The sequence below is a fragment of the Streptomyces sp. NBC_01537 genome (genome assembly GCF_045040445.1).
Taxonomy (GTDB): Bacteria; Actinomycetota; Actinomycetes; order Streptomycetales; family Streptomycetaceae; genus Actinacidiphila.
The window spans coordinates 8578248-8602841 of the sequence record NZ_CP109392.1 but is presented as its reverse complement, the minus strand read 5'-3'; the positions used below and the strand labels follow the sequence as shown (position 1 = coordinate 8602841).

19 protein-coding genes are annotated in these 24594 nt (G+C 72.7%); 3 read left to right on the top strand and 16 right to left on the bottom strand.

Features of this window, described 5'->3' with window-relative positions; all coding sequences use genetic code 11:
• Positions 1–20 precede the first annotated feature (20 nt).
• Positions 21–1220: an MFS transporter gene (locus tag OG607_RS39540; protein WP_405734242.1), complete on the top strand. Its 1200-nt coding sequence runs from the start codon at positions 21–23 to the stop codon at positions 1218–1220.
• Here OG607_RS39540 and OG607_RS39535 read toward each other — a convergent pair.
• A complete protein-coding gene (locus OG607_RS39535) occupies positions 1217–2062 on the bottom strand; it encodes a helix-turn-helix transcriptional regulator (RefSeq protein WP_405737356.1) in 846 nt (281 codons plus the stop codon). The genes OG607_RS39540 and OG607_RS39535 overlap by 4 nt on opposite strands.
• Positions 2063–2240: 178 nt before the next feature.
• Here OG607_RS39535 and OG607_RS39530 point away from each other — a divergent pair, with 178 nt between their 5' ends.
• A complete protein-coding gene (locus OG607_RS39530; protein WP_405734240.1) occupies positions 2241–2921 on the top strand; it encodes a DUF5995 family protein in 681 nt (226 codons plus the stop codon).
• 14 nt (positions 2922–2935) lie between these two features.
• Here OG607_RS39530 and OG607_RS39525 read toward each other — a convergent pair whose 3' ends face one another.
• From OG607_RS39525 to rpe, 8 genes are all read right to left on the bottom strand, one after another.
• The gene (locus OG607_RS39525; RefSeq protein ID WP_405734238.1) at positions 2936–4654 is read right to left on the bottom strand and encodes a flavin monoamine oxidase family protein; all 1719 of its coding nucleotides are present in this window, start codon (positions 4652–4654) and stop codon (positions 2936–2938) included.
• 35 nt (positions 4655–4689) lie between these two features.
• Entirely contained in the window at positions 4690–5481 is a 792-nt protein-coding gene (locus tag OG607_RS39520) for a carbon-nitrogen hydrolase family protein (protein ID WP_405734236.1), read from the bottom strand.
• Between the two features lie 161 nt (positions 5482–5642).
• On the bottom strand, positions 5643–6098 hold the full coding sequence (locus OG607_RS39515; protein ID WP_405734234.1) for an Lrp/AsnC family transcriptional regulator: 456 nt from the start codon (positions 6096–6098) through the stop codon (positions 5643–5645).
• 22 nt (positions 6099–6120) lie between these two features.
• A complete protein-coding gene (locus tag OG607_RS39510) occupies positions 6121–7569 on the bottom strand; it encodes a GuaB1 family IMP dehydrogenase-related protein (RefSeq protein WP_405737354.1) in 1449 nt (482 codons plus the stop codon).
• Between the two features lie 75 nt (positions 7570–7644).
• Entirely contained in the window at positions 7645–7962 is a 318-nt protein-coding gene (locus OG607_RS39505) for a barstar family protein (RefSeq protein WP_405734232.1), read from the bottom strand.
• Positions 7959–8324, bottom strand: a complete 366-nt coding sequence (locus OG607_RS39500) for a ribonuclease domain-containing protein (RefSeq protein ID WP_405734230.1) — start codon at positions 8322–8324, stop codon at positions 7959–7961. Before OG607_RS39500 ends, OG607_RS39505 begins: the two co-directional genes overlap by 4 nt.
• Positions 8325–8360: 36 nt before the next feature.
• Positions 8361–9395 (bottom strand): sugar-binding transcriptional regulator, encoded by a 1035-nt coding sequence (locus OG607_RS39495; RefSeq protein ID WP_405734228.1) that lies wholly within the window; start codon positions 9393–9395, stop codon positions 8361–8363.
• A gap of 70 nt (positions 9396–9465) precedes the next feature.
• Entirely contained in the window at positions 9466–10131 is a 666-nt protein-coding gene (rpe, locus tag OG607_RS39490) for a ribulose-phosphate 3-epimerase (RefSeq protein WP_405734226.1), read from the bottom strand.
• A 172-nt stretch (positions 10132–10303) separates the two neighbouring features.
• Between rpe and OG607_RS39485 the strand changes: the two genes are divergently transcribed.
• Positions 10304–12472, top strand: a complete 2169-nt coding sequence (locus OG607_RS39485; RefSeq protein ID WP_405734224.1) for an MMPL family transporter — start codon at positions 10304–10306, stop codon at positions 12470–12472.
• Here OG607_RS39485 and OG607_RS39480 read toward each other — a convergent pair.
• The 7 genes from OG607_RS39480 to OG607_RS39450 are packed head-to-tail and all read right to left on the bottom strand — an operon-like array spanning position 12469 to position 24587.
• The gene (locus OG607_RS39480; protein WP_405734222.1) at positions 12469–13347 is read right to left on the bottom strand and encodes a peptidoglycan-binding protein; all 879 of its coding nucleotides are present in this window, start codon (positions 13345–13347) and stop codon (positions 12469–12471) included. The genes OG607_RS39485 and OG607_RS39480 overlap by 4 nt on opposite strands.
• A 24-nt stretch (positions 13348–13371) precedes the next feature.
• Complete coding sequence (locus tag OG607_RS39475) at positions 13372–14775, bottom strand: DUF6519 domain-containing protein (RefSeq protein WP_405734220.1); 1404 nt, start codon at positions 14773–14775, stop codon at positions 13372–13374.
• A gap of 21 nt (positions 14776–14796) precedes the next feature.
• A complete protein-coding gene (locus tag OG607_RS39470; RefSeq protein ID WP_405734218.1) occupies positions 14797–16932 on the bottom strand; it encodes a hypothetical protein in 2136 nt (711 codons plus the stop codon).
• On the bottom strand, positions 16929–20732 hold the full coding sequence (locus tag OG607_RS39465; RefSeq protein WP_405734216.1) for a putative baseplate assembly protein: 3804 nt from the start codon (positions 20730–20732) through the stop codon (positions 16929–16931). The genes OG607_RS39470 and OG607_RS39465 overlap by 4 nt, the downstream gene beginning before the upstream one ends.
• Positions 20729–23854 (bottom strand): putative baseplate assembly protein, encoded by a 3126-nt coding sequence (locus OG607_RS39460; RefSeq protein ID WP_405734214.1) that lies wholly within the window; start codon positions 23852–23854, stop codon positions 20729–20731. The genes OG607_RS39465 and OG607_RS39460 overlap by 4 nt, the downstream gene beginning before the upstream one ends.
• Positions 23851–24258 (bottom strand): GPW/gp25 family protein, encoded by a 408-nt coding sequence (locus OG607_RS39455; RefSeq protein ID WP_405734212.1) that lies wholly within the window; start codon positions 24256–24258, stop codon positions 23851–23853. The genes OG607_RS39460 and OG607_RS39455 overlap by 4 nt, the downstream gene beginning before the upstream one ends.
• Complete coding sequence (locus OG607_RS39450; RefSeq protein WP_405734210.1) at positions 24255–24587, bottom strand: hypothetical protein; 333 nt, start codon at positions 24585–24587, stop codon at positions 24255–24257. Before OG607_RS39450 ends, OG607_RS39455 begins: the two co-directional genes overlap by 4 nt.
• Positions 24588–24594 lie beyond the last annotated feature (7 nt).

Here is a 24594-nt window from a genome sequence, read left to right as displayed (position 1 = left end):
TTCCGGGGAGGGGATCCACGATGACAATCTCGGCCAAGGCGGACAGGGCGACGGTGACGAAGGCCGACCCGCGCGTGCGCAGGGCGCACCGCGCGGTCGCCGCGGTCTTCGCCGTGCACGGCGCGGTCGCCGGCAGCTTCGCCACCCGTATCCCGTGGATCCAGGAGCACCAGGGCATCGGCACCGGGCAGCTCGGCTTCGCCCTGATGTTCGCCGCGCTCGGCGCCTCCGTGGCGATGCCGCTCGCCGCGCGCATCGTCCACCGGCTCGGCATGCGCACCGCGCTGCGCGTGCTGCTGGCCCTGTGGTGCGCGTCGCTGGCGCTGCCGCCGCTGGCGCCCGGGCTGGTGGGGCTGTGCCTGGCGATGTTCGTGTACGGCGGCAGCGCGGGCATGGCCGACGTGGTCATGAACGCGCAGGGCGTCGAGGTGGAGGAGCGGCTCGGCCGGTCGATCATGTCCGGCCTGCACGGCATGTGGAGCGTCGGTACGCTCCTCGGCTCGCTGGTGGGCGTTCTCGCCGCGCATGCCGACCTCGACGCGCGCCTGCACCTGTCGGCGATGGCCCTGGTCCTGGTCGCGCTGGGCGCGTACGCCTGCCGGGGCGTCCTGGACATCCGGCCCGCGCCGGAGGAGGCCGTGCCGGCCCGCTTCTCCTTCCCGCCGAAGGCCGCGCTGGTCATCGGCGCCGTAGGCTTCTGCGCGGTCTTCGCGGAGGGCGCCAGCATGGACTGGAGCGCCGTCTACCTCCGCGACATCGCCCATGCCTCGCACGGCACGGCCGCCGCCTCCTACACGGCCTTCGCCTGCATGATGGCCGCCTCCCGGCTCGCCGGCGACCTGGTCGTACGCCGCTTCGGCCCGGTCCGTACGGTGCGGGCCGGCGGCCTGCTCGCCACCGCCGGGGGCGTGCTGGTGGTGACATCCGCCTCGCAGTTCGCCGCGATCGCCGGATTCGCGCTGATCGGCGTCGGGGTCGCCGTCGTCGTGCCGCTGTGCTTCGCCGCCGCCGGGCGCGCCGGGCCGGTGCCGAGCCAGGCCATCGCGGGCGTCGCCACGGTCACCTACACCTCGGGCCTCGTCGCGCCCGCCGCGATCGGTTCCATCGCCCAGGCCACCTCGCTCACGGTCTCCTTCGGCCTGGTCACCGCCCTGGCCGCCGGCCTGGTGCTCGGTGCGGGTGTGCTGCGTCCGACGGCGGGCACCCCGGACAAGGCCTAGCCGGTCGGCGTCAGATCCTGCAGGCCCACGACGCGCAGCAGGCGGAGCCGCTCGTACGACTCGCTGCCGGGGCGGGCGGTGTGCAGGATCAGCCGCTGGTCGTGCTCGGCGCTGAGCAGCACCTCGCAGTCCAGCTCCAGGTCGCCGACGACCGGGTGCCGGACACGTTTGACGCCGGACCCCCGCACGGCGACCTCGGGGGTGTCCCACAACCGGGCGAACTCCTCGCTCCTCGCGCGTAGTTCGACGACGAGCGAGGCGGGGCGCGGATCGTCGGGGCGGGCGGCGAGCAGGGCGCGCAGGTTCGCCACGTGGATACGGGCGTGCTCCGCGCGGTCCTCGGACGGGAAGAGGGCGCGGCTGCCTGGGTCGGTGAAGAACTTCCGGACAATGTTGCGCTGCGCCTGCGGCCGGGCCGAGATGTCGCCGAACAGGGCGGCAGCCATGAAGTTCTGGGCGAGGACGTCGCCGAAGTCGCTGACCACCTGGGCCGGAGTGTCCTCCAGCCGGTAGAGCACCAGCAGCAGACCGGGCCGCACGTGACCGGTGCCGTGCCCGCCGCGCGGCGGTTCCTCGCCGGCGAGGTGGAAGAGGTGGTCCCGGGTGTCGTCGGTGAGCCGCAGGGCCCGGGCCAGGGCGGTGAGGATCTGCCGGGAGGGGCGCGGGCCGCGCGACTGCTCCAGCCGCGTGTAGTAGTCCACGGACATCCCGGCCAGCTGGGCGACCTCCTCCCGGCGCAGCCCCGGCGTGCGCCGCCGGGTGCCCTCGGTGAGGCCCACGTCCATGGGGACGAGGCGGGCACGGCTGCGGCGGAGGAAGTCGGCGAGTCCGACTCGGTCCAGGTCGAGGTCCACGTCTCCAGCATCGCGCGGCGGTGCGCCGGTATCCAGGGCGTGCTGGTCCCCTGATCGGCAGGTCCTTCCCGCCCCGGTCCGACCGGTTGAACGATCGTTTCACCCGTATCGGGGATGCCACGGCGCGCGACCGCCGAATCGACAAATCGCCTGCGACTCTGGGCGCATGACGACGCGGGCAATGGAAGTGAACGATGTGGACGACGTCGTGGCGCGCATGCGCGCCCTCGACGCGGCCCTCCCGCCTCGCGACGGCGTCGCCGTCTTCAACCGCGTCTACCTCACCGTCACCGAGGAACTGCGCCGGCGCATCGCCACCCGCGCCTTCGCCGACCCGGCCGGCGCCGCCGAGCTGGGCACCCGCTTCGCCGCCCGCTACCTGGCCGCCGTCACGGCCGGCCCGCGCGACGCCCCCGCCTGCTGGCGCCCCCTGCTGCAGCTGCGCCACCACCGGGGCATCCGCCCCCTGCAGTTCGCCCTGGCCGGTATCAACGCCCATGTCGGCCACGACCTCGCCCTGGCCGTGGTCGACGCGGCCCGCGCTCTCGACCGCGAACCGCCGTCCCTGGAGCGGGACTTCGACCGCGTCGGCGAGCTCCTCACCGCCATCGAGGAGCGCGTACGCGAGGAGCTGATGCCGGGCCCCGACCTCCTCGACATCGCCGACCCCCTCACCCACCTCGCCGGAGCGTGGAGCCTGGACCGCGCCCGGGACGCCGCGTGGGCCGCTTCGCGGGTGCTGTGGTCGCTGCGCGGGCTGCCGGAGATGTACGAGGAGTTCACCGAGAAGCTCGACACGGGGGTCGGGCTGATCGGCCGCTTCCTGCTGACGCCCCTCGACCGCTGATCGCCCTGCGCCGGTCAGTCCTCGTCGAGCGCGACGGGGGCGATCTCGTCGTACAGGTCGCCCGGGCCCGGGTTCGCCGGGTCCGTGCCGCCGCCGAGGTGGTGCATGACGCCCCACACGGCGTTGAGCGCGGTCTGCACGGCGCCCTCGGCCCAGCCCGCCGTCCAGGAGATGTCGTCGCCGGCGAGGAAGATCCCGCGCTTGTCCTCCGGGAGCCCGTCCTGCATGAAGTGGGTGAACAGCCGCCGCTGGTAGCGGTAGTGGCCGGGCAGGTTGGCCTTGAAGGCACCCATGAAGTAGGGCTCGTTCTCCCAGGACACGGTGACCGGGTTGCCGATGATGTGCCGCCGGATGTCGACGTTGGGATAGATCTCGCCGAGCGACTTGAGCATGACCTCCATCCGCTCACCGGCGCTCAGCGGCAGCCACTTGAGGCTGTCGTCGCACCAGGTGTAGGAGAGGCAGATGACGGCGGGCCGGTCCGGGCCGTCGTCCAGCAGGTACGTGCCCCGGGTCATCCGGTCGGTGAGCGTCATGCTCATCACGTCCCGGCCCGTCTGGTTTCCCATGTCGTCGACGGCCTTGTCCAGCCAGAAGGGCCGGTCGACGGGCACGAAGAGCTTGCTGGACTCCATGTAGTGCGTGCGCTCGATCGCCGTCCAGTGGTCGATCGGGAAGAGCGACTCGTCACAGGCGATCTTGCTGAGCAGCATCCAGCTCTGCGCGGTGAAGACCGCGGCGGCGTACGTACGGATGTCCCCCGTCGCGTCCGTCACCGTGATGCGGTTGCCCGCCGTGCGGTGCAGCCGGGTGACGGCGGGGCGCGGGGCGCCGCCGTGCAGGGACTTCAGCGAGGTTCCGCAGGCCCAGTGGACGGTCTTGTCGGGCTCGCGCTCCCACAGCCGCAGCGGAAGCTGCTGGCTGCCGCCGACGATGCCGTGGTGGTCGTCGTCGGCGCCGGTGTAGACGACGCGGAGGATCTCCAGGATGGAGTTGGGGAAGTCGGTGTCCCAGCCGCCGGTGCCGAAGCCGACCTGGCCGAAGATCTCGCGGTGCCGGAAGGACCTGAAGGACGGGGAGTCGCAGAGGAAGCCGTAGAAGGTCTGGTTGTCCAGTCTCTCGACCAGCCGGGACCAGATCTCCCGGATCCGGGGGATGTCGCGCATGCGCAGGGCGAGCTGCATGTCGGAGAAGTCCGCGCCCTCCTCCAGACAGGCGTTCCAGGCGTGCATGACCTGGTGGTAGACCTCGGGCAGCTCGTCCACGCAGGTGGCGTAGTGCGTCTCGCCCTTGAGGTCGACCACGGTCGAGGGGGTGCCCGGCGCCAGCGGGTTCGGGAACGGCCTGGTCTCCAGGCCGACCAGGTCGACGTAGTGCCAGAAGGCGGTCGAAGAGGGCGGGAAGCGCATCGCGCCCATCTCGGCCGTCAGATTCTCGTCGCAGCCCTCGAACCCGACGGTGCGCAGGCGGCCGCCGATCCGGTCGGCCTCGTAGACGACGGGCTTCAGGCCCATCTTCATCAGCTCGTACGCGGCGACGATGCCGCTCAGGCCGCCGCCGATCACCGCGACCTCGGTGCCGAGCGCGGCCGCCGGTACGGAGCCCAGGCCCGCCGGATGGGCCAGGAAGTCGTCGTACGCGTACGGGAAGTCCGGCCCGAACATGGTGATGGGCGGGGCGGCCTGGGCCTGCTCGTGCTGCTCGTCGTGGACGGCGGTGGGCACGGACGTCATGGGGGTGGTGCTCCTAGCGAAACGAAAAAGGTGGGTCAGTACAGCTCGGGCCGGCGGTCGGCCAGGTACGGGTTCGCCGCGCGCGACGCGCGCAGCAGCTCCGGGTCGGCGTCGGCGAGCAGCAGCTCCTCGCCCCTGGCGGCGCGCGCATGCGCGATTCCGTCCGGCCCGGCCAGGCAGCTCAGCCCGACGAAGTCGAACTCGCCCTCTGTGCCGATCCGGTTGACGTAGGCGACGTACAGCTGGCTCTCGAAGGCCCGCGTCGGGACGACGCTCTCGGCCACGAATTCAAAGGGCTGCATCTGCGCCGTCGGCACGACCAGCAGGTCGGTCCCCGCGACGGCATGCGCACGCACGTTTTCCGGGAATTCCACGTCGTAGCAGATGAGGAAGCCGAGCCTGAGACCCTGCAGCTCCGCCTGGACCACCGGGGTTTCCCCCGGGGTGAAGTACGCACGCTCGAAGTCGCCGAAGAGGTGGGTCTTGCGGTAGTTCGCCAGCGGCAGCCCGTCGGGGCCGATCAGCTGGACGGCGTTGTACGTCTCGCCCGCGGTGCCGCGCTCCGGATAGCCGTAGGCCAGCGCGATCCCGTGCCGCGCGGCGACGGCTCCCAGGCGCCGCGCGCTCGGCCCGTCGGCGGGCTCGGCGAGGCGGTGCACGTCGTCCCCGATCGCGTACCCGGTCAGGAACATCTCAGGGGCGATCAGCAGGCCGGCCCCGGCCTGCGCCGCCCGGCGGGAGGCGTCGTCCAGGATCTCGATGTTCTGCTCGACGTCGCTGAGCTTTCCGGAGCTCTGGAGCAGGGCGGTGCGCAGCGGCGGCGTCATGGATCCTCGCGGGTCGTCCGGGTGTTCGGGGGGCACTGGAAACGGTACGTTTCACGGTCTCCCCCGGACAAGACGCGGACATTGCGGACCAATGACCGATCTGTTGCGTCTTTCCGGTGCCGAGCGGCGATTTGTTGCGTCCTACGCCGGACTACGCCGGACTACGTCGGAGACCCGGACGTGTACCGCCTCAGCAGCGGCGACAGCACCAGCACCGACTTCGTACGCTCCACGAACGGCTCCCCCGCGATCCGCTCCAGCACGCGCTCGAAGTGCCGCACGTCGGAGGCGAAGACCTGGACGACGGCGTCCGCCTCACCGGTGACGGTCGAGGCGGACGCCACCTCCGGGTAGCGCGCCAGGCCGCGCCGGATGTCCTCCGGCGACGTGTTGTGGCGGCAGTACAGCTCGACGAGCGCCTCCGTCTCCCAGCCGAGCGCCGCCGGGTCCACCCGTACCGTGAAGCCGGTGATCGCGCCGACCGCCCGCAGCCGGTCGACCCGGCGTTTCACGGCCGGCGCCGACAGGCCCACCTCGGCGCCGATGTCCGCGTAGGAGCGGCGGGCGTCCTCGGCGAGGGCGTGGACGATGCGTTCGTCGAGATCGTTCAGTGGCACAGAGGGAAGTAGAACACGGCGCTCACTGCCAGCTGGCGTGCAGCGGCTTGCCCTCGGCGTATCCGGCGGCGCTCTGGATGCCGACCACGGCCTTCTCCGCGAACTCCGCGAGCGAGGCCGCGCCCGCGTACGTGCAGGAGCTGCGCACCCCCGCCATGATCGAGTCGATCAGGTCCTCGACCCCCGGGCGGGCCGGGTCCAGGAACATCCGCGAGGTGGAGATGCCCTCCTCGAACAGCGCCTTGCGCGCGCGGTCGTACGCGGACTCCTCGCTCGTACGGTTGCGTACGGCGCGGGCCGAGGCCATGCCGAAGCTCTCCTTGTACAGGCGGCCGTCGGCGGTCTGCTGGAGGTCGCCCGGGGACTCGTACGTACCGGCGAACCACGAGCCGACCATGACGTTCGACGCGCCCGCGGCGAGCGCCATCGCTACATCGCGCGGGTGGCGGACGCCGCCGTCGGCCCACACGTGCTTGCCGTACTTCCGCGCCTCCGCCGCGCACTCCATGACGGCGGAGAACTGCGGGCGGCCCACGCCGGTCATCATGCGCGTGGTGCACATCGCGCCCGGTCCGACGCCGACCTTGATGATGTCCGCGCCGGCCTCGATGAGGTCGCGTACGCCCTCCGCCGCGACGATGTTGCCCGCCACGATCGGCACCTGCGGGTCCAGACCGCGCACCGCGCGCACCGCGGCGATCATCGACTCCTGGTGGCCGTGGGCGGTGTCGACGACCAGGGTGTCGACGCCCGCGTCCAGCAGCTGCTTGGCCTTGCCCGCCACGTCGCCGTTGATGCCAACGGCGGCCGCGATGCGCAGGCGGCCGTTCCGGTCGACGGCGGGGGCGTAGAGCGTCGCGCGCAGCGCGGCCTTGCGGGTGAGGATGCCGGCCAGCTTCCCGTCGCCGTCCACGGCGGGGGCGAGCTTGCGGTGCGCGTCCTCAAGGCGGTTGAAGGCTTCGCGGGGGTCTATGCCGGCGTCCAGGAGCAGCAGGTCGCGGGACATGACCTCGGACAGCTGCGTGAAACGGTCCACGCCGCTGAGGTCGTGCTCGGTGACGATGCCGACCGGGCGCTCCTCCTCGACGACCACGACCGCGCCGTGCGCCCGCTTGGGCAGCAGGGACAGCGCGTCGGCGACCGTGGCGGTGGGGGCGAGGGTGATCGGGGTGTCCAGGACCAGGTGGCGGGACTTGACCCAGCCGACCACCTCGGCGATCACATCGATCGGGATGTCCTGGGGGATGACCACCAGGCCCCCGCGACGGGCGACGGTCTCGGCCATCCGGCGGCCCGCGATGGCGGTCATGTTGGCGACCACGAGCGGGATGGTGGTGCCGGTCCCGTCGGGGGACGCGAGGTCCACGGCCTGACGGGACCCGACCGCGGAACGGCTGGGCACCATGAAGACGTCGTCGTAGGTGAGGTCGTACGGCGGCTTTACATCATTGAGGAAACGCACGTACCTCAGTTTTGCATGGCTGGGCCACGGCCGCCCCCAACCGAACGTCCTGGGCTGCGGCCTTCTCTTTGTGGCTTCCTCCAATCACTCCAGGACGATCTCGACGGGCGGCGTCCCCTCCCCCGACCCGCTCATGGCGTCCGCGAAGATCTGCTCCGCGATCGTCCAGTCGTGCGGGTGCCGCGCGGCGTACTCCTGCCACCCGCGTACGCTCACCCGCCACCCGGCGGCGTCCTGCTCCGGCCACCAGCTCGGGTCGCCCAGGCACTCGTCCAGCGCGTCCCAGTTGCGCCCGAAGTACTCCGGCAGCCGCAGCCCGCTCGCGCAGCGGTCCATGAAGGCCTCCTTGTCGGTGACCCCGGCGAGGTCGAGCACGTCCGTGCGCCAGTCGTGCCCGGTCATCGCAGTACCGCCCTGAAGCTCGCGTAGTGATCGTCGGTGTAGTAGAACTCCCCGCCCTGCCCGGTGATGATGCGACGGGCGCCGCGGTCGCTCTCCCCCGGCGTGGGCACGGTGTACTCGTGGTAGTAGCCGCGCCGCCGGCTGGGCAGCAGGCCCTCGAAGTTGCCGAAGACGGTGCCGTCCTTGGCGTACGGGAAGGGGCCGCCCGCGTCGATCAGCTTGAGGGTGTCCTGGGCCTCGGCGGGCAGTTGCGCCTGGGCGACCGTTGACGTGGCGGAGGTGCCGCCGCCCGAGGCGGTGCAGCCGCCGAGCAGCAGCATCAGGCACGCCAGCAGCGCGCCCAGAACGGGCCTTGGGAGCATGCGGCGATGCTCCCACAGGCCCAGGCGGTGCGGCCGTTACGACCCGTCGGGGTCCGCGCGGTCCAGCGCGGGCCGCGGCAGCGGATCGGTGGAATGCAGAAGGTAATCCGCTGCCGCGGTGTCAGTGACGATACTGGTGACCAGTCCGGACCGCAGAACGGCGTCGACGGCGGCCGCCTTGCGCAGGCCGCCCGCGATGGCGAGGACCTCGGGGATGCGGCGGAGGCGGTCGGCCTCGATGGTGATGCAGCGTTCGCCCAGGTCACGGCCCACGCGGCGGCCGGAGGCGTCGAAGAGGTGGGAGGACATCTCGGCGGCGACGCCGAGGGAGGCGTAGTGCTCGCGCTCCTTGTCGGTGAGCGCGTCGTGCACCGTGGAGATGCCCGCCTCCCAGGAGCCGACGGAGACGACGGCGACGGTGACCTTGTCGAAGTAGCTCATGGCGGCCGCGATGCCGCTCTGCGCGCGCAGCGCCGCCGCCGTGGCCGGGTCGCCGAGCACCATCGGGGCGTACATCGGGTGAGCCTCGCCGCCGGAGACGGCGGCGGCGGTGCGGACGGCCTCGACGGAGCCGCGGTCGGCGGTGCCGGCGTCGTACACGCCGGTGAGCTGGACGACGGTGCAGGGCGGGAGGCGGTCCAGCGCGTTGGCCATGGTGATGATGGAGCGGCCCCAGGCCAGGCCCAGGACGTCGCCCTCGCTGACCAGCTCGCCCAGCAGGTCTGCGGCCACCGCGCCGAGGTTCTCGGGGTCGGGGCCGTCACTCTCGTCGGCCGGGGACTCCACGACGACGGCGTGGCGGAGGCCGTAGCGGGCGCGGAGCGCGTCGGAACGTTCGGCGTCCAGCTCGGCGGGGACGCGGATCTCGATGCGTACGAGATCGCGTTCGAGGGCGGTCTCCAGGACCCGGGCCACCTTGAAGCGGCTCACGCCGAACTCCTCGGCGATCTGGATCTTGGACTTCCCTTCGAGATAGAAGCGGCGAGCCATCGCTGCCGCCTGGACCATCTCTCCTGGGCCCATGCGCACCTGCGTGCGGCCTGTGGTCACGTCGCTCTCCCGTTTGCCCATCTGATCGGCTCCGCGCTCATCCTCGCACGATCGCGCGAAGTTACGGACACGTAGGCCCGGTCCGCCCGGTTCAGTGGGCGCAGGCGGCCGTGGCCTGCTTGCGCAGGTTGCGTACGGCCTCCGCCGGGTCCTCCGCGCTGTATACGGCCGAGCCCGCCACGAACACATCGGCGCCGGCCTCGGCGCAGCGCTCGATGGTGGCCGCGGACACCCCGCCGTCCACCTGGAGCCACATCTGGAGCCCGTGCCGGTCGATCAGCCGGCGGGCACGGCGGATCTTGGGCAGCATGATGTCGAGGAAGGCCTGTCCGCCGAAGCCGGGCTCGACGGTCATGATCAGCAGCATGTCGAGCTCGGGCAGCAGGTCCTCGTACGGCTCGATCGGGGTGGCCGGCTTCAGCGCCATGGACGCCCTGGCGCCCTTGGCCCGGATCTCGCGGGCGAGCCGGACCGGGGCGGCGGCCGCCTCGACGTGGAAGGTGACGGACCCCGCGCCCGCCTCGATGTACGCCGGGGCCCAGCGGTCCGGGTCCTCGATCATGAGGTGGAGGTCGAGCGGGGTGTCGGTCGCCCTGCTCAGCGATTCGACGACCGGGACCCCGAGGGTGAGGTTGGGGACGAAGTGGTTGTCCATCACGTCGACGTGGAGCCAGTCGGCGCCCTCGACCGCCCGCGCTTCCTCGGCGAGACGCGCGAAGTCGGCGGACAGGATGCTGGGGTTGATCTGCACGGCCATGCCTCCAGTATGGCGGTGCCGGCCCCCTCTTATGTCCTCCGGGCCGGGTACTGGACCGGGTACCGGGCGAGGTCCGTAATCGCGCTGCGGCGACCGGCTTCCCATGGGATGCTGACCGGAGACATTTGCACTCCTCGGGGGACGCCTTGGACAGGCGGAGGTGGCTGACGCGATGGCTCCGGGCACATCTGGCAAGCTGGCCCTTCTTGTGTGCGGAAAACGCAGCAAGTGGGTCGTTCTCGTGCTGTGGCTCATCCTGCTGGTGGCCGTGGCGCCACTGGCCCAGAAGCTCACGGACGCCGAGCAGAACGACGCGTCCTCGTGGCTGCCGGGCAGCGCGGAATCCACGCAGGTCCTGAATCTGCAGAAGGAGTTCCTGCCCGACACCGCCCCCGCCGTCGTGATCTACGCCCGGCCGGACGGGCTTACGCAGGCGGACCGTACGAAGATCCAGGCGGACGCCGCCGGCATCAAGGCCATGACCCGGCACGGCATCTTCGGCACCCGCACCCTGGGCCCCGCCTACGACCGTCCCGCCGACCCGCGCGCCGCCCAGCTCATCGTCCCCATCAGCGTCGACGAGGGCGGCTGGAACGGCATCGCGGACGCGGTCAAGGACATCCGGGGCGTCGTCACCCAGGACACGGCCGGCCTCGAAGTCCACATCACCGGCCCCGGCGGGTTCTCCTCCGACTCGGCCGACGCCTTCTCCGGCATCGACGGCACCCTGCTGTACTCCGCGCTCGCCGTGGTCGTCCTCATCCTGCTGCTCACCTACCGCAGCATCACCCTGCTGCTCGTGCCCGTGCTGTCGGTCATCGGCGCCCTCTTCACCGCCCAGGCCGCCATCTACCTGCTGGCCACCCACGCCGGCCTGGTCGTCAACGCCCAGAGCGCCGGGATCCTGACCGTGCTGGTCTTCGGAGCCGGCACGGACTACGCGCTGCTGCTCATCGCCCGCTACCGCGAGGAGCTGCGCCGCCACGAGGACCGCCACGAGGCGATGGCCCTGGCCTTGCACCGCGCCGGGCCCGCCATCCTCGCCAGCGCGGCCACCGTCGCGGTCAGCATGCTCTGCCTGCTCTTCGCCGAGATGAACTCCACCTCCGGGCTCGGCCCGGTCGCCGCCATCGGCATCACCATCGGCGTGACCGCGATGATGACGCTCTTCCCCGCGCTGCTGGTCATCTCCGGGCGCTGGGTGTTCTGGCCCACGATCCCCCACGTCGGCTCCGCCGAGCCCACGCGTACGGGCCTGTGGTCGCGGATCGGGCAGCGCATCGACCGCAGGCCACGCACGGTGTGGGTGACGACGGCGCTGATTCTGGCCGTCCTGTCGCTCGGCCTGATCAGCCTCAAGGCGGCCGGCCTGACCAACGCGGAGAGCTTCACCGGCAAGCCGGACTCCGTGACCGGGCAGGAGGTCCAGGCCCGGTACTTCGCCGCGGGCGCCGGCCAGCCTCTGGTCGTCATCGCCAAGGCCTCCGCCACGGGCCAGGTCGAGGCCGCCTTCGCCTCCGTCAAGGGCATCGCCCCCGGCTCCGTCGGCGTCCCGGCCGGGGCCCCGGCGCAGAAGAACGGCCTCGTCTACCTGGAGGGCACCACCACGGCCGCCCCCGACAGCCAGGCCGCCAAGGACACCGTCGACCGGGCCCGCGACACGCTGCACGCCATCCCCGGCGCCGATGCCAAGGTCGGCGGCGGCACGGCGACGATTCTCGACGCCAATCGCGCGGCCCAGCGCGACAGCGAGCTGCTCATCCCGCTGATCCTCGTCGTCGTCCTGATCATCCTCGGCATCCTGCTGCGCGCCCTGGTCGCCCCGCTGGTGCTCATCGGCACCGTCGTGCTCTCGTTTGCCGCCGCACTCGGCGTCAGCGCGCTCGCCTTCCGCCACATCTTCGGCTTCGAGGGCGAGGACACCGCCTTCCCGCTCTTCGTCTTCGTCTTCCTCGTCGCCCTCGGCATCGACTACAACATCTTCCTCATGACCCGCATCCGCGAGGAGACCGCCCACTCCGGCACCCGCCAGGGCACCCTCACCGGCCTCGCCGCCACCGGCGGCGTCATCACCTCCGCCGGCCTCGTCCTCGCGGGCACCTTCGCCGCGCTCGCCACCCTCCCCATCGTCGGCTTCGCCGAAATCGGCTTCGCCGTCGCCTTCGGCGTGCTCCTGGACACCTTCATCGTCCGGTCCGTTCTCGTCTCCGCGATCACCCTCGATCTGCGGCACCGAGTGTGGTGGCCCAGCCGCCTGGACCACCCCTCAGCGGTCGGCCCCGCCGCGGTCGCCCCGACGGCCGAGGAGGACGCCAGGGCGGGCGGCGGCTCAGGGTCCTAGACGTTGGGGACGTGGAGCCTGTCCCAGCTGGTCCTGCCGGGGGTGCCGTCGGCGGCGGTGCCTGAGTAGCCGAGCTTGCGCTGCCAGGCGGCGTAGGACTTGCGGTCTGCTTCGGACCAGGCGGGGCCGGGGCCGACCTCGTAGCGGCCGCAGTTCTCGGCGACGAGGCGCTTGCCCATGGCGGTTATGACGGAGCTGCGGCGGCCGGTCTTGAAGAAGTCGGCGCCGGGGAAGGGCTCGTACTTGGGCTTTCCGGGCTTGGGGGCGGCGGGGGTCGTGGGCTTGGCGGCGAGGCGGGCTTTGACGCGCTTGCGCATGGCGGACATGGTGAAGCCCTTGGGGTCGATCTTGCCGGGCTGCCATTCGAGATGGCCGATGACGGATTCCTCGCTCCAGCCATGGGCGCGGCAGAGGGCGGCAGAGGCCTTCTCGATGGCGGTGAGCTGCGCCGCCGGCCAGGGGTCCTTGCCGTCGCCCAGGTTGACGCACTCGAAACCGTAGAAGTGGGCGTTGCCGTCGGTGTTGGCCTCGTTGTCGGGTGGCAGCGCCGACTGGTTGACCACGGAGCGCAGGACGTCGTCGTCGCCGAGACCGGCGTGGTTGGCGCGGCCGTTTCCGACCAGATAGACGGTGCCGTCCTTGGCGATGACGCCGTGGCACAGGGGTCCGGGCAGGTCGGAACGGCCGTTGTAGCAGAGCTCGACGGAGTTCCTGGTGCCCTTGGTGACGGTGTGGTGGATCATGACGCCGTTGGCGGGTCCCCAGGCGCCTTTGCTGTTGCGGTTGTGGGTGCGCCAGGTGCGGTGCTCGACGACGGTGAGTCCCTCGGCACGGAGCGCTTTGAGCAGGCCGTCGGCGGACAGCGGCTTCGACATCGGTGAGTACCTTTCGATCCGCGACTACTTGGCGGCGTTGACCGGGCCGGCGAGGGGGCCGAAGGCAAGCCGCAGGTCTTCCTGGGAGCGCGTCGACTTGCCGCCGATCCAGGCGAGCGGGGCATAGTGGTGGGCGATGCCGGCCGGGCGTTGCAGCAGCGGCTCGCCGGCAGCGCTGCGGGGCCACTCCACGGTGCCGGTGACGGCGCGGGCGGGGACGGTCCAGTAGTCGCCGGGACGGTAGGTGCCGCCGGGCTCGAACCACACCTGGACGCCGTCCTCGATGTCGAGCCAGACGCCTTCCTGGACGCGCACCGAGCCCGCGGTGAGCCTGCCGCGCTGATCCCAGCGGCGCAGGCACGGGTGGCGTTCGGCGAGGCGTCCGATGCCGGGCTGGGGCTCGCCGGAGAGCCGGACGCGACGGCCGGGGAGGTCGATCTCCTCGACCTGGAGAAGGGGGGCGGGCTCACCGCGGCTGACGTAGGCGGAGTCGAGCACCTCCACCCAGTCCCCGGCGTTGAGGTCGAGCTTGTCGTCGGCGCCGAGGGTGGACAGCTCGGCCCAGCTGCCGTTGAGGGAGTCGATGGGGAAGACGACGGAGCCGTTCTCCCGGGACCACTTGAAGGTGGCGCCGTCCTTGTCCTTCACGGGGCCACCGCGGTGGATCTCGACGCGGTAGAGCTGGTTCTCCGGGCCCCGGTAGCGGGCGTCGGGGCTGACCAGGCACGGCTCCTCGTCCGTTCGGGCCGGGCGCTCGCTGCGCACCGCAAGCCGCCCGCCGACGGCGTCCTGCTGGGCCGCCCAGTCGGCGAAGGCCTTGCGTCGGGAGTCGGTGTCCGCCTTGACCTCGCCCAGCTGGGAGCCCGGCACGGCCAGCACCTGCCAGACGGTCTTGACCCGGGCGGCGGTGTCGGGGAGCGCCGCGCCGAGGGCCACTTCACGGATCTCGGGGTCCTCGGCCGCGGTGACGCTGCGCTCCCAGACCTTGAGGTAGACGAGATAGGGAAAGCTCGTGGGCAGCCGGTCCGCCGGCTTCTCCCGGTCGCGGTAGGCGTCGGGCTGGTCCCAGTAGGACCACGCGGACGGATCCGGCTCCGCGGCGGCCGTGCCGGCGTCGGTCTCGGCGGGGACACCGGGCGCGGGCCGGTCGGCGTCGAGGAGGATGCCGTCGACGTAGTAGCGGCCGCCGCCGATGGCCAGGTCGTCGAGTTCGTTGTCGCCCGGGAGGTAGGTGATCCCGAAGCCGTTGGCGGCCGCCGGGCCGCCGTGCGGGCCGATGAGGTCGGCGGCGGTGGTCCGGGCCTGGTGGAGCTGGATGGCCGCCTGTTCGTTGGCGTCGGCGTCGAGCTGGACGCGTCCCTGCTGGGCGAGGACGGCGGAATAGCCCTTCGCCGGCCGGAAGGTGATGCGTGAGAGGTCGCCGTGCATGGCTGGATGTTCCCCGTTCTTTCAAGAGACGTAGAAGATCCCGGCGTCGGATCCCGCCGGGGTGTACTCGTCGAGGCGGGCGCGCAGGTTGTCCTCGCGCTGGGGCTGGAAGAGGTCGTGGAAGGCGCCGAGTTCGGAGCCGTCCTGCGCGCCCCGGGTGATCTCGGGGGCGGCGGACCGGGCGAGCCGGCCGTAGTCGGGGGTGCCGTAGCGGACGCTGGAGAAGACCGGACGGACCCGGTCGGCGTCGTCGGGGCCGACGAGGTCGGGCTGGCAGTGGTAGCGGCGCGGGGTGCGGGACCCCGGCGGGACGTAGCTGAAGCGCAGGCAGCCGGTGCCGCGCCGGGCGGTCCGGACGGTGCCGGTGAAGACGCAGTCCTCCGCGATCTCGACGGCGTGGGTGTGGATCTCGCCGATGACGGTGGTGCGGTGGGCGTGCAGCACCGCGTGGGCGTGGCGGCAGTCGGGGGCGGACAGTGCCTCACGGTCGTCGCCGGTGGCGTCGAGGATGCTGTCGGCGATGTGGACGGCCAGCGGGTCGGTGCCTACCTCGTCGCCGGTGACCAGGATGGTGCCGAGGATGGAGCGTTCGATCTGGACGCAGGCGGTGGTGCAGTCCAGGACGAGGCTGGGCTCCTCGGGGGAGTGCGGCTCGCACGTGTGCTCCAGCGACCAGCCGGGGACGAGGGTGCAGTGCCGGATGACGACGGAGCCGACCGGGCCGGTGACATTGACGCCGCGTCCGGTGATGAGCAGCCCGTCGAGGGTGATGCGGGGCGCGGGACCGTCGCCCTCACAGGCCTCACGGGCACGGATGTTGAGGGCGTCGGGGCGGTTGCTGTACCAGTCCAGGAGCCGGATGACCGGGCGGGTTCCCTCGGCGGCGCGCACTTCGAGGCGGTCGCCGGGCTCCAGGTCGAAGTCCAGCTGTTCCTGGTAGGCGCCGCTGTGGGTGATCTCGATGACCGCCTCGCCGCCCGCGGCACCGGACTCCTGGTCGGCGCGCCACCGCTCGTAGGCGCCGGTGATGCGGTCGTGCGCCTGGCCGGGACCGACCCGGTAGACGGTGGCGCCGCGGGGTGTGGTGCGGTCCCGGAGGTACTCTCCGCCGCCCATGTCGTCGCTGAAGGCGTAGTGGTGGGTGACCCGGACTCCCCGGCGCGGGGCGGTGCGGGAGCCGAAGGCGATCCGGCCGAGGGCGGGATCGACGGCGATCTGGCCACGCCGGGGGCGGTAGGTCCAGTCGGTGAGGTCGGCCACGACGAGGTCGGCGGGAGGGATGGGGTGCGGATCGTCGTCGCGCCAGATGGCCAGGCTCTTGCCGGGGCCGTAGTAGTCGCCGATGCGGTCGGCCAGGCGCCGGCGGCTGATGCGCGCCGGGACGTTGTCGATCGTCGCGATGTGGGTGGCGGACGGCTCCGGCACGGGCCTGGTGACGAGCGGGCTGTCGTTGCCCAGGATCGAGAAGGTGTACAGGTTGCGCGCCCGGTCGATGCAGTACGCGGGGCCCCGCGAGATGGCGTACGGCCCCAGGCGCCAGACGAACAGGCCGACGCCGTCGGGCGTGCGGCCGCCCTGCCGGCGGGGCGAGGCGGCCCGCCGTACGTCGGCGGTGTGCGCCAGCTCGTCGAAGGGGCCGTCCAGCAGGTCCAGGGCCGAGCCGTCGCGGACGTCGACGGTCCGGCCGCGGGTGAGGCGGCGGGCGTTGGCGGTGTCCTGGCCGGTGCCGTAGAGCCCGACGGGCTGGTGGGTGGCGAGCAGCCGGGAGAACTCGACGGCGCGGGCCGGCCAGTCGGCGACCTTCGCCGAGAGTTCCTCCAGCAGGGCGAGCGTGCCCTTGCGACGGCGGTCGGCCACGGTGTCGGCGACGTCGCGGCGCGGGGCGAGACGGGCGGCGAGCGCGCGGTCCGTGGTGAGGGCTTCCTCGTAGCCGGGCAGCGTCCGGTAGCCGACGAGATCGCCGAGATAGGGCACGGCCCAGTCCTGCGCGGTCTCGATGAACCAGTCGTCGTAGGCCTGCTCCGTGCCGGTCCGTACGAGATCGGCCTGCTCGGCGATGACGGCGAGCAGGGCGCGCAGCGGCTCGCCGGCTTCACTGTCGCGGATGCGGAGCCATTGCGGGAGCAGTTCCAGCAGGCCGTCGGGGTCCCGGCTCATGAGGTGGCCTCCTTGAGGATGAGGGTGTCGGGCAGGTCCGGGGACAGGACGGCGAGCTGGGCGGGGCGGATGCCGCGGAAGACGACCACGGAGCGACCCGGCGGGAGGGGCTTGGTGCCGGTGATACCGGGGTTGAGGCGGAGCAGGCCGGCGATGGAGATGCCGTGCGCCGCGGCGATCTCGGTGAGGGTCTCCCCGCCTTCCCGCGTGACCCGGTAGCGCTGCTCGTCGTAGCGGGCGAGGCGGGACTCGACGACGGGCAGCGGGGCCTGGAGCTGCTCCGCGAGGTGTTCGAGGCCGGCCGGGGTGAGGCTGCCGGGCACACCCGCGAAGGCGTCGACGTCGATGTAGTCGACGCCCGGGACGGACTGGGCGGTGGCCAGCACCTCGGAGAGGTGGGCGGGTTGGCCGAGTTCCCGGGCCGGGTAGCCGAGGCGGGCCAGGAGAGCGGCGCGCAGCCGGGGTTCGACCAGGTCCCAGGAGTGGTCGGGCAGCACCTTGACGTTGGCGGCGACGACCAGCAGGACCTGCTCGCGTACGGCGACCTGAACCGGGAGCCGGGGGTCGCCCTGCTCGGCGAGGGCGGCCCGCAGCGCCCGCAGGAGGGCGGAGTCCTCGGTGAGCGGGATGTCGTCGACTCCGGCGACGGTGAGGTGGACGACCTCGCGGCCGCCGTCGTGGATCTTGACGGCACTGGCCCGGCCGATGCCGGCGCGGGCGCGGGTGAAGTCCTCGTAGTCCGGTACGGAGACGAGCCGGTCCAGGGCCGCGACGGCGAGCGGGATGTTGCGCCGGGCCAGACCGGGGCCGTCGGGGTCCGAACCTCCGGTGGCCGGGAGCGGGTTGGTGACGGCGGAGACGCCGAGCGGGCGGGTGGTGAGCTGGGTGATGCTCTCCGCGCCGACGTTGGCGGCCCGGCCGATGCCCACGCGGTACCCGGCCCGGACGTTCTCGTGGCCGGTGGGCAGCCGGGAGCCGTGCACTCCGTCGCCGAAGGTGACCGTGGTGCGGCCGTCGTCCATGAGGCCGGTGACGTAGATCCGCTCCTCGGGGCCGCGTCCGGCGAGGCTGTCGGTTTCGTGCCAGAGCACTCCGTCGACGCGGATCCGCAGGGTGCTGGCGGCGCCGGACGGGGTGTCGGAGGCGAGCCAGGTGAGCGGGCCCTGCCAGAGGGTGAAGGTCTGGCCGGCCTTGCCGGCGTCGCCGCTGCCGATGGGTTCGTCTCGGGAGGCGCCGTGGGAGGCGCGGACGACGTTGCCGTGGATCTTCACGGCGTCACGGCGGTAGCTGTGGGCGAGGGCCGAGGTGAGCTGGAGGGTGGTGTGCACGGTGTCGCCGGGCAGGGCCGGGTCGACGCTCTGCTCGACGCCCGCGATCATGGCGAGTTCGCTGCCGCGCACGCCCGGGGTGCCGGGGATGTCGGTGCGCTCGCCGCTGACGATGATCCAGCGGCCGGGGGCCAGCCCGTCCTGCAGCCCGGCGAGTTCGATCCGGTCGCCGTGGACGTCGTCGGTGACGGGTTCGTCGGCGAGCCGGATCGTGTCGCCCCGGGCGTGGACGGTGGCGTCGCGGATGTGGGCCAGGAGGGTGTCCTGGTCGTCCAGCCAGTCGTCCTCCAGGGTGAGCTGGGTGACCTTGCCGGTGATGCCGAAGTCGGCGCGGGACAGCACCCGCAGGGAGCTGACCCGGGTGATGACCAGCGCGAGGCCGGGGTCCCCGGGCACCTCGCCGGAGACACCCTTGCGGGGCCGTTGGACGGCCACCCAGCTGCCGGGGGCTATGCCCTCGTACACCGCGTCGAGAGCGATGACCTTGCGGGAGGTGAGCTTCAGCTGGGAGGAGAACGCCACTTTGACGGAGGTCCCCTCGCCGGAGGGCGCCTCGCCGGAGGCCGCCCGGCTCACGGTGACCGTGAACTCCCCCTGGGTGAAGGCGTCCGGTTCGTCGCCGGGCGCGAGGTGGAACTCGACGGGGTCGACGTCGCCGATCGTGACATGGATCAGGCCGTTCTCGATGGCCGGGCGGGAGACGAAGACCGTGCGTTCGGGCAGGTCGGGCAGGAGCTTTACCTTGACGCCGAACTCCTCGTCCCCGTCAGCCGCGGCACCGGGGGCGGGGTTGGGGTCGGGCTCGGTGGTGGTCAGTACGACCCGGCCGGGGCCGAAGTCGTGGGTGCCGTCCTCGCCGGGGAGGGCGAAGGACTGCTGGACGGAGCCGCCGCCCTCGACGTAGGTGAACTCGGCACGCCGGGGCGCCGTTCCGTCGGAGTCGTAGCCGATCCGGAGGCTGGCGAGTCTGGTGCCGGTGAGCGGCCAGTCGTCGTAGCGGGTGACGCGGCCCTGTGGGTCGTAGACCGGCTTGAGCGGGGCGGTCGCGCCGAAGGGGGTGGCGGTGACGCGCATCGCCTGGAGTTCGCGCAGCGCCGGCGCGGCGGTGAGGTCGGTGTTGCGCCAGGCGGCGTAGAGGTCGTCGCTCAGGCGGGGGTCGAGAGCGGAAAGCAGCTGTGGGCCGAGGTCGGAGCCGGGGGCGTAGATGCGGCCCGGGTCGCGGTCGAGGCTGCGGGCGTCGGCCGGCAGCCGGGCGGGGGCGGTGCGCAACGGGCCGAGGAGCGCGCCGAGGCCGCGCAGGGCGGCGGGGACGGCGGCGCCGCCTTCCGAGGGGTCCGGGGCGTCCGGGGTCTCCAGGAGACGGAGTCCGGCGGCGAGGGAAGGCGTGTCCGGCTGCGGGGGTTCGAGGACGCGGGCCTGGGCCTGGAGGGTGGCCAGTTCGGTCTCCAGTGCCTCGAACCAGTCCATTACGTCCGGGTAGTCGTGGGCGAACTCCTTGGCCTCGCGGAGCCGTTCGAGGGTTGTGGTGAGGCGGTCGGCGAGTTTCGACGGTGTCGTGAGCTGGTCGAGATCGGCCCTGAGATCGCTGAGCACCTCGTCGTCGAAGGTGTCGACGATGCGGCTGCCGTCGGGCCAGGGGTTGGGGGTGTCCTGGTCGCCGGGGGTGATCCAGAGCTGGAGTTCGTCGAGGAGATCCTTCAGCGAGCGCAGTTCGGGCCCGGGCAGTGCGATGACGGTGGTGCCGCTGTCACGGTCGACGTTCACCCCTGGCACGGTGAGCAGGACCCGCTGGGAGGGGTCGGCGGTCTTCTCGGCGCTGAAGACGAAGAGCAGTTGGTCGCCGGGCTTGACGTTGTTGGCCGTGCCGGTGGCGTGCAGGGCGGTCCGGTGGGGCAGTTGGGCCGCCGTCAGCTGGTAGGGGCGGCGCTGCCGTACGGGGAGTTCGTTCCAGGCCGAGCGGGCGGGCAGGTCCTCGTCGGACTCGAAGGACTGCGGTTCCTCGCCGGGGCCGGGGACGCTCTGGGCGCGGGCGCCGCGCGGGATGGTGACCACGGCCTCCTGGCCGGTGCGCGGGTCGCGGTCGAGGGCGTAGGCGAGGTAGGTGCCGGCGGCGACTCCGGGACGTGGCCGGTGGCCGACGAGGCGGCCGAGCAGGGCGAGGGAGCTCTCCTCGGTGGCGGTGCGCAGATAGCCCTCGTTGGCGATCCGCTCGGAGTAGAAGGTGAGCAGGTCGCCCAGGACGGCCCAGGCGTCGAGCAGGGCGATCGCCGGGTCGTCGGGGGTACGGACGGTGAGGTCGCGCAGGGCCGGGTAGGCGGGGCCGGAGAGCCGGTCCAGCATGGCCTGGAGGAATCCGCCGTACTCCCCCACCCGGTAGCCGATGGCGGACTGTCCCGGCGGGTTGAAAACGCTGACGGGCGTGGCGGGTTCGGCCCCGCCGCAGCCGCAGCCGCACGTGCTGTCGGCGGTCATCGGCCACCTCCGATCACAAGCGAGACACGGCCGTTCTCGGGCCGGTCGGGGTCGTTGTCGCATTGGGCGACCTCCAGCGGGCCGATCCGCAGCAGGCCGGCTTCGAGTTCGCCGTCGGCCTCCCGGAAGAGGCGTTGCAGCCTGGTCACCCGGGCGCTGAGCACGCCGGGTACGGCGGCGGCGACCGCGACCAGCCGGCTGAGGCGGACGGGCTCGCCGAAGGTGAGCGCGTCGGGGTCGAAGAAGCCGCCGCCCCGGTTGCCCAGGGCGCGGCGGACCCCGTCCAGGACATGGCCGCGCTGGTACCCGGGGGCGGCGCAGACGCTGACTGCGATGTCGAGCGGGACCAGGGCCGCCGGGCGGACGACGAGGTCGTGGCCGATGCGGCGGTACGCGCCCAGGGCGTACTCGACGGCCTGCAGCAGCGCGGCGTCCGGGGTCGCGGTGCCCAGGGCGTCGATGGAGACGTGCATCTCCTGGCTGCTGCCGGTCCAGCGGAGTTCGGCCGCCGCCCGCTGGACTCCTGGGAGCCGGGCGGCGAGTTCGGCGTAGTCCTCGGGGGTGACGGCGCGCATGCGCTGCCGCTGGAGGGCGAGCGGGGCGAGCGTGCGGACCTGGTCGACCGCCTCGGGATCGGTGCCGCCGGTGGCGGGCAGCGGGTTGCGCACGCGGGTGACGGCGCCGGTCGGCACCGGCGTGCGGCAGGCGTCCCGGCAGATGACGAGATGGCCGATGGCCTCGGCTCCGACGTTGCCGGCGGGGCCGCTGCCGACCCGGTAGGCGGCCTGGAGGTGGTCGCCGGGGACGGGTGCGGCCCCGTGCCGGCCGTCGCCGAAGCGCAGGACGAGGCGGCCGTCGTCCTCGGTCTCGCCGGTGAAGTGGCGGTCACGGGGGCCGTCGGCCAGCAGGTCGCCGTGCGGGGTCCATTCGCCGTCGGCTCCGGTGAGGCGTACGGCGGGGAGCGCGGCGCTGGGGTCCTGCCGGGCGAGTGCGGAGGCGGGGCCGGCCAGCACCGGGTCGCCGGGGGCGAGCCCGGCCGCGTAGCGCTCGCCCCAGCTCTGGGCGGTCTCCCAGACGATGTGCCGGTCCAGCACCGCGCCGGCCCGGGCGCGGGCGGTCAGTACCTCCAGGCGCTTGAGCTTGGCGGCCAGCAGCCGCTTGCGGCGGGCCAGCAGCTCGCGCAGGGCCTGGGCGGGGTGGTCGGCCAGGTGGAGGCCGGCCAGGGTGCGGGCGCCGAAGAGCACGGTGAGCTCTGCGGTTTCGGGGTGGCCGGGCGGGTGTCCGTCCTCGGCCCGGCGCCACAGCGCCTCGAGGCGGTCCCGTACCCGCTGCGGGATGGTGGCGAGCAGTGCCGCCTGGCCTGCGGCGACATGGGCCGGGTCGGGGTACGGTGCCGCCTGGGTGACCGGCGCGTGGCGCAGCACGGGCCGGAAGCGGGGAGCGATCGCGGGGTAGGTGAGCTGGGCGAGCAGCGTTTCCAGGGCTGCCGCCTGGGCGTCGGCGGTGGGCGGCTGGACGCGCTCCTCGGTGGTCGTGCCGGGCGCGAGGTCGATGCCGAGTCCGGCGCGGGTCGTGGCGTCCTCGCCGATGAGGTCGTACAGCCCGTGGATCTGTCCGGGGCTCAGTTGCCGCCCGGACCGCGTCTGGTCGAGCAGCGCGCGCAGCGCGTCGGCGGAGCCGCTGCCCTCGGGCCGGACGTCGGCGCAGCCGAAGGCAGGGGGGCCGCAGGGGGCCTCGGTGACGGGCTCGGGCGGGACGGCGAGGCTTTCGGGCGCGCCGCCGCAGAAGGTGAGGGAGCGGCCGTGGTCGACAAGGGTGACATTGCCGCGGGCGACGCCGATGTCGGTGATCAGCGCACAGTCGGTGCCGCCGCGTGCCGACAGGCACAGCGGGAAGGTGAGGGCGTCCTCGGGCGCCCAGACCACGTCCAGGACCGGCTGGTCGTAGAGCTCGTCGGTGAGCGGGGTGACGGAGACGATGCGGACGGCCTGGCGGTGCGCCGGGTCGGCGTCGGCCGGTGAGCCCGTACGGGGGCCGAGGACCTCCTCCAGCAGCAGCAGGTCGCCGGGGCGCAGCTCCAGTGCGCGCTCGCAGCCCGGGCCGTCGCCGTCGCGCAGCGTGGCGGTGGTGGCGCCCTTGGGGAGGGTGCACTCCTGCTCGCCCCAGGTCCAGAAGGAGATGGCGTTGTGCTCGGGGCGCAGCTCCAGGTCGGCCCGGCCCAGCGGTTCGTAGATCTCCAGGCCCGCGCGCTCGGAGAGGGTGTCGAGGTCCTCGTCGGCGATGACGGTGCCGAGGTCGGGCCGTTCCTGCGGGTCGAGCCGGCCGATGTCGACGGCGGCGAAGCGGAATTCGCCGCGCGGGAGGGTGACCGGCTGGTCCGTCTCCAGGGCGATGAAGGCGCGGGCGTTGCACCCGTCGTGCATCGCGTAGTCGATCAGTCTGACGTGGCGGCGGACCGAGACCCGGCGCCGGGCGGTGTCCAGGTACGCCTCCGTCGCCACCGCGTCCTGGTGGTAGGAGAGCTGGTCGGCGGTGTAGGCGAGCAGTTCGACCAGCGTGACGCCCAGATCGGGGATGTGCCGCTCGGCCCAGTCGGGAGCGGTGAGGCTCATCCGGTCCAGGACCAGGCTGCGCAGGCTGTCGTAGTCGCGCGCGGTGTAGTCGATGACCGGGGAGGGCAGCCGCTGCGGTGTGCGGGGCTGCTGTTCGTCGCGGCAGTCGTACGGGGTCGGGCAGGCCTGGCCGAAGGAGAACTCCGCGGACGCGTAGCGCGGGTCGAATCCCCGGTAGGGCTTGGTGCCGGGCCGCCCGTAGGCGTCCGGCTCCACGACGCTCAGCCGGTAGAGGGAGGTGTCCCCCGCCTTGTCGACGGTGATGAGCATGCGGTCGTCGAGCTCGGGGTCCTCCTCGGCCTCGACATGGACGTCGAGGGCGCGGATGGCGGTGATGCGGCGTCCGCCGTCGATGCGGATGTTGCGCGGGTGGAGGTGGTGCGGCGCCTTCCCCAGGAAGGTCACGGTGAGCGTGCGCCCGTCGTCGCTCACCTCGACCGCGTCCACTCCGTTCAGCCGGGCCGCGCGGACGTCGCCCCGCCGCCGGTCCGTGCGGCACTGTGCGCTCACGCGGCTCCGCTCCCTTCGAACACTTCGTTGCGGCGCGTCCCGGTGCGCCGGACCGTGTAGGTCAGGTGCACCCGCACCACGTTGTCCTCGCTCTCCACGTCGAGCGCCTCGACCTCGATCACATCGCCCAGCCAGCGCTGCAGCGCCGCCTGTACGGACAGCTGCAGCGCGGCCGCCAGCTCCGGGCTGTTCGGCGCGAAGACCAGGTCGAGCAGCCCGCATCCGAAGTCCGGGCGCATGACGCGCTCCCCGGGGCTGGTGAAGAGCAGTTGCTCGATGAGGTCCCTCACGTGGTCGTCGTAGCCGGCCTCGGCGGTGCGTCCCCGGCTGTCGGGCCGGAACGGGAAGGCGATGTCGGTGCGGCGCGGCCCGGGGGCGGCGGCCTTCGGCTCGATGACCCTCATGACCCCACCACCCGCTGCTGGACCACGGTCACCGACGGCGGCCCCTGCGGGGCCTGTTCGGCGCTGTGGCACAGGGCCCGTGAGCTCTGCAGCAGCGCGGGCGATCCGTTGACCCGGATCCGTGCGGACGGACCGGTCCAGCGGACGGTGACGCAGGGCTGGGGCTTGGTGCCGACGGTGAAGGGGCAGCCCGTCACCGTGTAGAGGTCGGCGACGGTGGCGGCCGGGCTGCCGACGGCCACGACGCGCGACTGGGCGGGCTGGGCCGAGGCCTGTCCGCCGTGCGGGCACATCACGGTGGCCGCCGTGTTGAGGTTGTTTCCGGACATGAACTTG